Genomic DNA, 11,369 nt, shown 5'->3' with positions numbered 1-11,369 from the left:
AAGTCATAATTTTCTGCCTGGGACTAGTGATAATGTTTTCAATGGGAGAAGGCACATTTGCTTACGATAATCCTGAACTCTTACCAAAAGAACAAACACCAATAATCGATCTTGCAAAGACTCTCAGTCAGAAACAAAGATTAGATTTAGAAACCTCACTTAATACTTATGAACAAGAAACTGGATGGAAAATAAGAGTTTTGTCGCAATATGAACAAACTCCTGGTTTGGCTGTCAAAGACTATTGGAATCTTGATGAGACAAGCTTACTCATAATTGCCGATCCAAGAGGCGGGAATTTGCTTAGTTTTAATGTTGGCGATGCATATTTTGCCTTAATGCCCAGAATTTTTTGGGTAGAATTACAAACAAGATTTGGAAACCAATTTTATGTAAGAGATAACGGTGAGGATGGTGCAATATTAGCTTCAATCAAAGCTGTAGAAACCTGTTTAGATCGTGGTGGTTGCGAAGTGGTACCTGGCTTACCTCAGGAACAATGGCAATGGACATTGTTAACCTCTCTCTTGGGTGGAATCATTGCAGGTTTCGCTGCTTCTCCAAGGAAAGGTGATGAATCATTTTCATTAGGCTGGCTATTGCTCCTCTCACCTCTTTGGATAATGCTATTTGGCATTTTTGGCATTGCTCCTGTAGTAACAAGAACTAATGATGTTTTGCCTTTAATGAGAAATATTCTGGGATTTATAGGTTCTGCTGTTGGTGCTTATTTGATTGCAGAAAAAAAATTTAAGGATCCTGATTTAAATGAGCAAATTAAATGAAAATGTTTTAGCCACAATTTAAATTAAATCAATACTAATTTTTTTGATTCAATAAAATCTCTTTATAAGCTAATGACCCATCATTCCTGAACCATCTATGGGATGCATGCATCAGCTTGCCGTTCGAAAACTCAACCCAAGAGAAATGACATAAATTTTCTCCTGCAGAATCAATACCTCTTCTGGGAACACAAGCTGCATTTAAATATGATGTACCCCATAGATCTTGAGTAAAAGTTTTTCTTGTACGATTTCCACCAATTCTTAATTGATGATGCGTGTGACCGAACACGACTAATTCTGGGACCCTAAATTTACGAATTTGATCTATTGCGATACCAAGATCTTTATCGCCCCAATCCATTGATGGCAATTTCCAATCCCTGCCACAAAGGCTTGATGACTCTGAGCCAAGCCCAACTGGTCCTGAATGAGCAAGTATTAATAAAGGGAAATCTAATGGTGCAGACTTGGCAGCAGTAACGATCCTAAAGACAGATTGATCAAGGCTTACCTCCCCGAACACAGACTTAACTTCTTGTGTTAAGAAAAAACCACCACCACCACTGCAAGGTCTGGCTCCAACTACTGACAACTCATTTAATTTCCATTTAGACAATTTCCAGGCACAATTCTTATCACCTAACAAATCCAGTTGTGCTTTTAAAATTTCGCCAGACCCGTCTTTCCCTCTATCGTGATTTCCAAGTATTACTGATGTGGGAATAGAAATTTTACTTATTGCCCGAACAATTCTTAAATCACCATCTGACAAGTCGCCAACAAATAAAACCCCATCAGGATTTAACGCCAAAAGCAAATCCAGATCATCCTGACTCCATGACCCATGCAAATCCCCGGCGATAGCAATTCGGATATCTGACAGATTATTTAGGAAATTAACCTCTATACTGCCCCAACACGTTCATTTGGAAACTAATTACCACTGTTTCCTATTACAAGACTGATACATCAGTCTCAAATAAAAGCAATAATCTCATTGATGAGATCAATTCTTTGCGTAAAAAAAGAAATGCAATAATTCTTGCTCATTACTATCAAGAGCCTGAGATACAAGACATAGCTGATTTCATCGGAGATTCTCTTGAGTTATCCAGAAAAGCCTCTGAGACAAATGCTGATGTAATTGTTTTTTGTGGCGTTCATTTCATGGCTGAAACAGCAAAAATCTTATGTCCAAATAAAACTGTTCTTCTTCCTGACTTTGATGCTGGGTGCACACTTGCAGACGACTGCCAGCCAGATGACTTCCAGAAATTCTTAGATAAACATCCAAATCATTTTGCAATTAGTTACATAAATTGCAGCGCCGCTGTAAAAGCAAAAAGCGATTTAATTTGTACAAGCAGTAACGCTGTTGATCTTGTAAAACAATTACCCATAGATTTACCAATTTTATTTTCCCCAGACAGGAATCTTGGTAGATGGGTTGAACGTCAAAGTGGCCGAAAGTTAACCTTATGGCCTGGAAGATGTCTTGTTCATGAAACTTTTAACGAAGAATCTCTTTTAAAGTTAAAAATAAAGAACCCAACAGCAGAAGTACTTGCCCACCCAGAATGTCAAGAGAACCTATTAGATTTGGCAGATTTCATAGGTTCAACAAGCAAATTATTGAATTACTCTAAAGATAGCGAGAATGATAAATTTATCGTTCTCACTGAGCCAGGAATAATTCATCAAATGAGATTAACAGACCCTTTAAAGACCTATATAGAAGTACCTGGACTAGATGGGTGTAGTTGCAATGAATGTCCATACATGAGAATGAATACATTAGAAAAAGTATTAAATTGTCTAAAAGAAATGAAACCAGAATTACACATGGACGAACAAATAAGATCAATGGCCTTCAAGCCACTGAAAAAGATGCTGGATATGAGTAATTAAATTAACTTATGAATTTATCCCTTTTTATTGTTGTATTAGGGGGAAGATGCTCAAAAAGCAATATAGAAATACACGATGTAAGATGGGTTCTAGGTGAAACAATAGAGGATACATTTCCTGAGCTTAGAAAACAATGGGTGGGGAAGAGAAGTGGACTTCACATTGATAGTTATAAGTGTGTTAAATATGTTGATGGATATGAAATAGTCATATCTAAATCCAATAAAGATAGTTTAATTCGTCAACGAATAGAAGATTTTTCACTTTGGTTTGTTAATTTAGGCGGATACAATCCAAAAAAGATGTATGAAGAACATGAATTCAATTTAATTGTCGCAAAAAAGGCTATTGAGGCAAAGAGAAAAGCCAAAAAAATTTGGGTATCAAATTTAGATTTAAAACATAATGATGATTACTCAGGTATACATTATTTAGAAAAAATTGACGATTTACATCCTATAAAAATAAAGAATTGGGAAATAAATTTAATCCCAGATCCAGAAAAAAGAAGTGAAAAGCTGATTCCAGATTGGTATGGATATAAAAGAATTGATAAGTTTTAGTTATTTTTTCAGGGCGAATCCTAAATTAGATTTTAAGGGATTATAAGAATTTTTATCACCTTCAAACTTATAGTTTTTAAGCAATATATCCTCAGCAGCAACATATTGACTATCTTTTAAAGTTCCTAGATCTGAATTTGTTAATTTATTTTTATCATTCAACAAAAGATCTACTCTAATATCAGGTTCAATTCCATTTTTATTAATATCTTTACCACTTGGAGTTAAATATTTAGCGACTGTAACTGTTAGTCCAGAGCCATCAGATAGAGATCTCACAGACTGCACTAGTCCCTTACCAAAAGTCTTCTTTCCAACCAATACTCCTCTTTTGTTATCTTGAATTGCTCCAGAAAGAATCTCGCTAGCACTCGCAGATCCTTCATCGATTAAAACTACCACTGGTCTTTTAGTTAAAGCTCTACGTTGTGCTTTTCTAATATCAGTAATCCCATCTTTTGTTTTAGTACTAACAATAATTCCTGTGTTTATCCATTGCCTAGCTATTTCAATGCTTGCCTCAAGTAAACCACCAGGGTTACTTCTAAGATCTAATACATAACCAAAAGGTTGTTGTTTTTCTAACTTATCAATCGATAAACTCATTTCTTTTGGAGATTTTGCATTAAATTGTTTCAACCTTAGATAACCAATTTTTGCACCTATAACTGTATTGTTAATTCGACTATCAACCACATTAATTTCAATTTTATCTCTTATTAATGAGACATTTACTAACTCTTCGTCTCTAATAATACCTAGTTCAACTTTCGTTCCTTTTTTACCTCGAATAAGTTTAACGGTACCATCTATACCAATACCTTCGATAGGATTACCGTCAATAGATACAATTATATCCTTTGGTTTAATTCCTGCTTGAAAAGCAGGAGTACCTTCTATTGGCGAGACAACAACAATTTGATTAGTAACTTCATCTAGAGAAATTTGAATACCTACTCCCATCAACTCACCCGTTGTATCTATTTTCATTTCATTGAATTCTTTAGGATCTAAAAATCTTGTATAAGGATCATCTAATCCCTTCAACATGTCTTTTATGGCAATATATGCATCTTCATTATCAAAATATTTAGTTGTTAGTATTTCCTTTCTTAATTTAATCCAATCTTCTGGATTATATTTTCCTGAATAGTCCAAAAAGTCGCGATATATAATTTGCCATACCTGATCAATAATCTCCTTTGGATTATCAGTAATCAAAGTAGAAGAATTAGCCTGGAAGGGAAAAGATGGCGAAGGGAAAATAGCTATTAATAAAAATATTTTTAAAAATCTATTCAACATAATTATTAAATAATTTTTCTAATAATAAAACAATTAAAATATATTTTCTATTTTTATGGGTCTACCCATTTACCATCTTCTTTAATTAAATCAACCAAGGCCTGAACACCTTCATCCTCAGGCACCCTCTTGATTTCATCTCTATTTCTATAAAGGGCAATGGTTCCAACCCCCTTACCTACATAACCATAATCAGCATCTGCCATCTCTCCAGGTCCATTAACTATACAACCCATAACTGCTATATCTAGTCCTGTCAAATGAACAGTAGCTGCTCTTACTTTCGCCACAACTTCTTCTAAGTTAAACAATGTTCTCCCGCAGCTGGGACAACTAATATATTCAACCATGGTTTTTCTAAGTCCAACTGCTTGCAAAATTGAATAAGCAACCGGTATTTCCTTCTCAGGTGCCTCAGTAAGGGAAACTCTTATTGTGTCGCCAATCCCCTCCGATAATAAAGTTCCTATTCCAGCTGTACTTTTTATTCTTCCATAATCTCCATCACCAGCTTCAGTTACACCCAAATGCAAAGGATAATTAAATCCTTCTTTATCCATAGTGTCAGCCATCATTCTATAAGCAGCGAGCATGACTGGAGGTCGCGAAGCCTTCATTGAAACTACAATATTGTGAAAATCTAATGAATCACAAATTCTTATGAATTCCATTGCTGATTCAACCATCCCATAAGGTGTATCTCCATACGCAAATAACATTCTCTCTGCTAATGATCCATGATTAACTCCTATTCTAAGTGCCTTATTTTGCTCTTTTAAAGTATTAACAATTGGTTCAAATTTTTGAATAATCTTCTTTTTAATTGCTTTTATTTCATTATCTGTAAATTCAGTTCTATTTGGATCAGGTCTTTCAAAGACAAATAATCCTGGATTAATACGAACTTTATCAACATGCTTTGCAACCTCTAAAGCTATTTTCATTCCATTGTGGTGAACATCCGCCACCAATGGAACTGGTTGATAAGTACTAGCTAGGAGTTTCTTGATTTCTCCAACAGCTTTTGCGCTTGCAAGAGTGGGGACCGTTAATCTGACAATCTCACATCCTATTTCATGCAATCTTCTTATAGCAGCAGTAGAACCCTCAATATCCATCGTATCTTCATTAATCATTGACTGAACACGAACTGGATTATCCCCTCCGATGCCAATATCTCCAACCATTACAGGTCTAGTATCTCTACGAATAATTCTGGTGCTATAACGCTGTGAAACATTATTTTCTTTCTTATCTTTTTCCAGGGTCGCAATCATGAGTTAACAATTGAGCCTCTTTAATAAACAAGAATGACATATCTGAGGGCTATTTTAAAGTATTAATTTTTTCTTTGATTTTAGAAAAATCCGATTTAGTTAACCACATTGGAGAACCATCCTCTTTTGATTGATTTCTGAGTAAATAAGCTGGATGAAAAATTGGCATAACAAGTCTTCCATCCCAATTAATCCATTTACCCCTGAGAATGCTTATTGGGGACTTATTTTTTAAAATTGCTTCTAATGCTGTAGACCCAACAAGAGCTATGATTTCTGGATTTATAAGGTTGATTTGTTGATACAACCAGGGAAGGTTTTCTTGAATTTCAAGCTTTGTTGGGCGTCTATTTTTTGGCGGTCTACATTTGACCACGTTGCAAAAATAAACATCTTGGCTGATATCAATCCCCGCATTTTGAAGCAATTGATCTAGTAACTTTCCAGATCTTCCGACAAAAGGCTCTCCTAACTCCTCCTCCTTTGCGCCCGGAGCCTCTCCCACAATCATCAACTTAGCTAAGGGGGTTCCTCTTGATACAACGATTTTGTTTATGGGATTGCCTAAATTAAGAACATCAGAAATATCCTTATCAGGGGGGATGTTATTACTCAAATTAAAGCCTCCATATCTGATCTACTTGAACGATATGGCACCCAAATTAAGAATTGATTTTTTTCTGGATCAAGCATCCATTGCTCAGAACCAAAGTTTGCCAATTTTGCGATTCCCTTAGCACTACCTCCAATTTTCAAGATCTCTGATGTCCAGCTTTCTATGATTTTTGAAGGATCTTCACAAGGTTCGCGTTGAAAACACAGTGAAGTTGTGTTTCCTTTCCTTTGCCATTCGTGATTTTCATTAGGTAGATAAAAATGTATTTTGGATCGATTACTTAATGAAATAAAATAATGAGTTTCATTGAAACCTTCATTCACCTTGTCAGAGTTGATCTTGGCATAAAATCCAGACAATTCTTTTGGGTTTTTAGAAGCGATTACAAAGTTTATGTTCATCAAAGGCATGCAAGTATCTGATTAAGTAGTAAATTTGTAATTACATCAATTCACTTTAAAAGTGAATCTAAGAAATACATTTTGAAGTTATGCTTCGAAGATGACTGAAAAATCACAGATATCTAAAAGAGCTCTCTCAATAAAACCTTCTCTAACTCTTGAGATCAGCGCAAAAGCTAAGGCTTTAAAAGCTGAAGGAGAAAACATTTGCAGTTTAAGCGCTGGAGAACCTGATTTCGATACCCCAGAATTTATTATCGATGCCACTTTAAAAGCATTAAAAGATGGAAAAACTCGTTATGGACCTGCTGCTGGAGATCCAGAATTAAGAGAAGCAATTGCCCAAAAACAATCAGATATTAATAAAGTTCCCACAAAAACAGACAATGTTTTGGTAACAAATGGAGGGAAGCAAGCAATATACAATTTATTTCAAGTAGTACTTAATCCTGGAGATGAAGTACTTATACCTGCACCATATTGGCTTAGTTATCCAGAGATAACCCTTTTAGCTGGTGCCAAGCCAATTAAAATTAAATCTTCAACTAAAGATAATTTCAAAATAGATATCAATTCTCTAGAAGAAAACGTAACTGAAAAAACAAGGTTATTAATTATTAACTCTCCATGTAATCCAACAGGCTGCGTTTTAACCGAGCAAGAAATGAATATTATTTCTGAGTTTTTAAGAAGACATCCAAGAATTTTTTTAATGAGTGATGAAATTTATGAATTTCTTATTTCTCCAAATCAAGTTCATCACAGTTTCGCAAAAATAGCACCAGATTTAAAAAATAGAATTTTCACAGTCAACGGTTTTGCCAAGGCTTGGGCAATGACTGGCTGGAGGATTGGATACCTAACAGGAAATACAGAGGTAATAAAGAAAGCCATTGCTTTACAAAGTCAAAGTACAAGCAATGTTTGTAGTTTTGCTCAAAAAGGAGCCATTGCCGCACTTCAGGGCTCAAAAGATTGCGTTCATGAAATGGCAAAAATTTATAACAAAAGGAGGTTATTGGTAACAGAAAGACTAAAAAAAATAAACAATATTTCTTTTGTCCCTCCGACTGGAGCCTTCTATGTTTTCCCAGAAATTAATCTAGAGGGAATAGATTCAATAAGTTTCTGTAAATTGGCGCTAGAGAAGGTTGGCCTAGCGATAGTTCCAGGGATTGCTTTCGGAGATGACAAATGCATAAGAATCTCATATGCATCTTCAAATAAAATGATCAACGATGGAGTTGATAGGTTAGAAAAACTATTAAACGATTTTTAAATAACTAAAAAAGATGAATCAAGGACCAAGAACAATAAAGTTCACTAAAGTAGCTATAAGTCTTTTATCAATAATTAATCTATCTAGTATTGGTTCATTAAAAGCAGAGGAAATACTTCGCATTGGGGCAATACCAGATCAAAACCCAGAGCACCTGAATCGTTTATATCAAGTATTATCCTCTGAATTAAGCGAGCAGCTCAATGTTCAAGTCCGTTATATACCAGTTACTAATTATGCTGCAGCTGTAACAGCTTTTAGGACCGGGAATTTGGATTTAGTATGGTTTGGTGCTTTAACGGGTGTACAAGCAAGACTTCAAAGCAAAGGATCCAAGGTGATAGCACAAAGAGATATTGATGAAAAATTCCAAAGTGTTTTTATTGCAAACAGAAAAAGTTCAATCAAAAAAGTAAATAACATAAATGACTTAAAAACACTAAAAGGCAAGCGTTTTACTTTTGGCTCTGAAAGTTCAACATCAGGAAGATTGATGCCACAATATTTTTTAAACAAAGCAGGAGTTCAACTTAAAGATTTCAAAGGTGCAAGCCCTGGCTTTAGTGGTAGCCACGATGCAACATTAATGCTCGTGCAAAGTGGTTCATATGAGGCAGGTGCTCTTAGCGAAGAAGTATGGAAGAGAAATCTTGATAGAGGACGCGTGGACCCCGCAAAAGTCTTTGTGATTTGGAAGACTCCTTCTTATCATAATTATCATTGGCTTGCTCAAGGAAACCTAGATAAAAAGTTCAAAAAAGGCTTTACGCAACAGCTTACAAATGTATTTTTACGTTTCAATGAAAATTCAAAAAAACAAAAACAAATTCTCGAATTATTTAGCGCAAAGAATTTTAAAATCTCAAAAAATGAGAATTATAATAAAATAGAAAAGGTAGGTAGAAAAATTGGAAAGATTAAGTGACTAAGTTACTAGAATTAAAAAATATAAGCTATAGAAATAAAGAAAATACTAGAGTAAAAGGTATTAATTTAACTATAAATCAAGGTGAGAAGATAGCGCTTATTGGAAAGAGTGGCTCTGGCAAAAGTACATTAATCTCGATCGCGAATGGATCACTAATCCCAAACGAAGGAGAAGTAATATGGAAAGGTTCTCACATTAACAATATTTCAAATATTGAGTCGTCAAAAATAGGAACTATATGGCAGGATTTATCTTTGATAGAAGAGCTAAATGTCGCTCAGAATATAAACTGCGGTGCACTAGGTAAACACAATTTCATATGGGCTTTAAAAAATCTCCTCGGAGTCTTAGATAAAGGTTTATGCCAAGAATGTCTAGCAGCTGTCTATCTGCCAAAAAAAACTATTTATTCCTATATAAATAAACTTTCTGGTGGGCAAAAAAAAAGAATAGCAATTGCACGTCTTTTAAGACAAGAACCAGAGATTCTTCTTGGAGACGAACCTTTCTCAAATTTAGACCCTCTATTATCAAAAAATATATTAAATTTATTTATTAATCAAAAAAATTATCTTAGAATTAAAATCCCTGAGACCATACTTATAAGTCTTCACCAAATTAATTTAATAAATAATTTTAATAGAGTTATTGGGTTAAAAGATGGAGAGATTGTAATAGATAGAGAAATTCATAATATCAATCAATCAGAGTTTGATTGGCTATTTTAATTCTCAATGAAATTAATAAAACCAGTATCAACTTTATTAACATTAATCCCATCAATAGCCTATATTCCCATTCTCATAGAAATCATCAAAGGATTTCATATTGGGGGTCTAAATATCATATTTCTATTCATAAGCTCAGCAATAAAACCATCGTTCAATCAAGAAGTAGTTAAAAGCGCATGGGAAGGACTTCAAATAACAATTGCTACTGCTTTAACTAGCTGGGTTATAAGTATGCTTATTGGAATTCTTTTAGGTGTACTATCTACAAATTTATTTTGGAAAAGTATTCCTAAATTTTCTTATTTAGGTAAATTCATAAAATATTCATTATCAATTCCAAGATCAATACATGAAGTAGTCTGGGGCATGCTATTTATACAAATTTTAGGTTTGAATACTTGGGTGGCAATTATATCAATAGTAATTCCCTATTCAGCCTTAACAGCAAGGGTGATTTCAGAGCAACTAGATAGTTTTGACATGCAACCTCTAATCGCAATTAAGAAAACTGGATCTAATTTTATAAGCTCATTTATAACTATTCTACTACCAAAGTTAATACCTATCTTATCTACATATGGAAGTTACAGATTTGAATGTGCAATTAAAGGTGTAACATTACTTGGAATATTTGGATTAGGAGGTATAGGAACAGAACTATATTTAACTTTAAAATCCTTTGAGTTCAATGAAATGTGGACTTGTTTGTGGATGCTTTGGTTAATTATGATTTTATTAGAGAAACTTATAAGATATTTAAGAAGTTATTTATCTGAAAATATTAGTTTCAAAAATTCTTTCTTAATTTCAATCTCAATATTTTCACTATCTCTATCGTTAGGTATTAGTTGGCTTTATAAGCTAAATTTTGAGATATTTACTCCATTAAACTTTTCCTATTTGAATTTACCTTCATTCGTAGAGATAAGAAATGGATTTAATACCTTACCTCTTTTTAAACTAATCATTACAACAATTTTAATAACTTTATTCGCTTCTGGGATTGCAATAGGGACACCTCCACTTTTACTAGTATTATTCCCAGGTAAATTCCCTCAAAAAGTTCAAAATCTTATTTGGGTCTTCTTTAGATTGATACCTCCTCCCTTGACCACTATACTTATTCTTCTTTTTACTAATCCTAATATATCTGTAGCCGCATTATCACTAGGAATTACACATATGGGTGTCATGGGAAGATTACTTACAGATAATATACTAAATCAAGAAAAAAATATTTATCGAGCAATTAAAAGCAATGGTTCAAGCAAGAAATCAGCTACACTTTATGGAATATTAGCCCCCCAAAGTAATAGTTACTTAGCTTATGGAGCATATAGAAGTGACGTAATTCTAAAGGAAACAGCAATAATAGGTGCAGTCGGAGGAGTAGGATTAGGTTGGCAATTACAGGAATCACTAAGCTCATTCGATTGGGCACAAGTCATGATAATAATTGCTACTTTCTCTTTATTAACAATGTCAGGAGAATTTTTATTTAACACTTCTCAAAATTATTGGTTAAAGAATTCAACCAACAATCTCATTAATTAGTTATTTTATTAAACATATC

Annotated in this window: 12 protein-coding genes; 7 read left to right on the top strand and 5 right to left on the bottom strand. The window is 33.9% G+C overall.

The window, feature by feature from the left end:
- The first annotated feature begins 32 nt into the window (after nucleotides 1–32).
- Nucleotides 33–785 (top strand): TPM domain-containing protein, encoded by a 753-nt coding sequence (locus tag AC6EI0_RS00590; RefSeq protein WP_498522607.1) that lies wholly within the window; start codon nucleotides 33–35, stop codon nucleotides 783–785.
- A 34-nt stretch (nucleotides 786–819) separates the two neighbouring features.
- Here the strand turns inward: AC6EI0_RS00590 and AC6EI0_RS00585 are convergent, their stop codons facing one another.
- Complete coding sequence (locus AC6EI0_RS00585) at nucleotides 820–1,662, bottom strand: TIGR04168 family protein (RefSeq protein WP_498523558.1); 843 nt, start codon at nucleotides 1,660–1,662, stop codon at nucleotides 820–822.
- Between the two features lie 62 nt (nucleotides 1,663–1,724).
- Between AC6EI0_RS00585 and nadA the strand changes: the two genes are divergently transcribed.
- Both nadA and AC6EI0_RS00575 read left to right on the top strand, forming a co-directional pair.
- Nucleotides 1,725–2,696, top strand: a complete 972-nt coding sequence (gene nadA / locus AC6EI0_RS00580) for a quinolinate synthase NadA (protein ID WP_498523557.1) — start codon at nucleotides 1,725–1,727, stop codon at nucleotides 2,694–2,696.
- A gap of 8 nt (nucleotides 2,697–2,704) precedes the next feature.
- Entirely contained in the window at nucleotides 2,705–3,259 is a 555-nt protein-coding gene (locus AC6EI0_RS00575) for a DUF1543 domain-containing protein (RefSeq protein ID WP_498522606.1), read from the top strand.
- Here the strand turns inward: AC6EI0_RS00575 and AC6EI0_RS00570 are convergent, their stop codons facing one another.
- The 4 genes from AC6EI0_RS00570 to AC6EI0_RS00555 are packed head-to-tail and all read right to left on the bottom strand — an operon-like array spanning nucleotide 3,260 to nucleotide 6,858.
- A complete protein-coding gene (locus tag AC6EI0_RS00570; protein ID WP_498522605.1) occupies nucleotides 3,260–4,564 on the bottom strand; it encodes a S41 family peptidase in 1,305 nt (434 codons plus the stop codon). It abuts the gene before it with no gap.
- Between the two features lie 53 nt (nucleotides 4,565–4,617).
- Entirely contained in the window at nucleotides 4,618–5,841 is a 1,224-nt protein-coding gene (ispG, locus tag AC6EI0_RS00565; RefSeq protein ID WP_498522604.1) for a (E)-4-hydroxy-3-methylbut-2-enyl-diphosphate synthase, read from the bottom strand.
- 49 nt (nucleotides 5,842–5,890) lie between these two features.
- Nucleotides 5,891–6,457: a uracil-DNA glycosylase gene (locus AC6EI0_RS00560; RefSeq protein WP_498522603.1), complete on the bottom strand. Its 567-nt coding sequence runs from the start codon at nucleotides 6,455–6,457 to the stop codon at nucleotides 5,891–5,893.
- On the bottom strand, nucleotides 6,454–6,858 hold the full coding sequence (locus AC6EI0_RS00555; protein WP_498522602.1) for a lactoylglutathione lyase: 405 nt from the start codon (nucleotides 6,856–6,858) through the stop codon (nucleotides 6,454–6,456). Before AC6EI0_RS00555 ends, AC6EI0_RS00560 begins: the two co-directional genes overlap by 4 nt.
- Nucleotides 6,859–6,958: 100 nt before the next feature.
- Here AC6EI0_RS00555 and AC6EI0_RS00550 point away from each other — a divergent pair, with 100 nt between their 5' ends.
- The 4 genes from AC6EI0_RS00550 to AC6EI0_RS00535 are packed head-to-tail and all read left to right on the top strand — an operon-like array spanning nucleotide 6,959 to nucleotide 11,350.
- Nucleotides 6,959–8,137, top strand: a complete 1,179-nt coding sequence (locus AC6EI0_RS00550) for a pyridoxal phosphate-dependent aminotransferase (RefSeq protein WP_498522601.1) — start codon at nucleotides 6,959–6,961, stop codon at nucleotides 8,135–8,137.
- A gap of 13 nt (nucleotides 8,138–8,150) precedes the next feature.
- The gene (locus AC6EI0_RS00545) at nucleotides 8,151–9,062 is read left to right on the top strand and encodes a putative selenate ABC transporter substrate-binding protein (RefSeq protein ID WP_498522600.1); all 912 of its coding nucleotides are present in this window, start codon (nucleotides 8,151–8,153) and stop codon (nucleotides 9,060–9,062) included.
- Nucleotides 9,059–9,793 (top strand): ATP-binding cassette domain-containing protein, encoded by a 735-nt coding sequence (locus AC6EI0_RS00540; RefSeq protein WP_498522599.1) that lies wholly within the window; start codon nucleotides 9,059–9,061, stop codon nucleotides 9,791–9,793. The genes AC6EI0_RS00545 and AC6EI0_RS00540 overlap by 4 nt, the downstream gene beginning before the upstream one ends.
- Before the next feature lie 6 nt (nucleotides 9,794–9,799).
- On the top strand, nucleotides 9,800–11,350 hold the full coding sequence (locus AC6EI0_RS00535; RefSeq protein WP_498522598.1) for a PhnE/PtxC family ABC transporter permease: 1,551 nt from the start codon (nucleotides 9,800–9,802) through the stop codon (nucleotides 11,348–11,350).
- Nucleotides 11,351–11,369: the final 19 nt, after the last annotated feature.

Source organism: Prochlorococcus sp. G5PB11 (assembly GCF_059772425.1).
The sequence above is the reverse complement of the archived record's forward strand: the minus strand, read 5'-3'. Positions and strand labels throughout refer to the sequence as shown.

Bases quoted from the DNA above. Each gene is read 5' to 3' on its own strand.
- AC6EI0_RS00550 (WP_498522601.1), top strand. From the start codon at position 6,959: ATGACTGAAAAATCACAGATATCTAAAAGAGCTCTCTCAATAAAACCT.
- AC6EI0_RS00555 (WP_498522602.1), bottom strand. From the start codon at position 6,858: ATGAACATAAACTTTGTAATCGCTTCTAAAAACCCAAAAGAATTGTCT.
- AC6EI0_RS00570 (WP_498522605.1), bottom strand. From the start codon at position 4,564: ATGTTGAATAGATTTTTAAAAATATTTTTATTAATAGCTATTTTCCCT.
- AC6EI0_RS00545 (WP_498522600.1), top strand. From the start codon at position 8,151: ATGAATCAAGGACCAAGAACAATAAAGTTCACTAAAGTAGCTATAAGT.
- ispG (WP_498522604.1), bottom strand. From the start codon at position 5,841: ATGATTGCGACCCTGGAAAAAGATAAGAAAGAAAATAATGTTTCACAG.
- AC6EI0_RS00575 (WP_498522606.1), top strand. From the start codon at position 2,705: ATGAATTTATCCCTTTTTATTGTTGTATTAGGGGGAAGATGCTCAAAA.
- AC6EI0_RS00535 (WP_498522598.1), top strand. From the start codon at position 9,800: ATGAAATTAATAAAACCAGTATCAACTTTATTAACATTAATCCCATCA.
- AC6EI0_RS00590 (WP_498522607.1), top strand. From the start codon at position 33: ATGTTTTCAATGGGAGAAGGCACATTTGCTTACGATAATCCTGAACTC.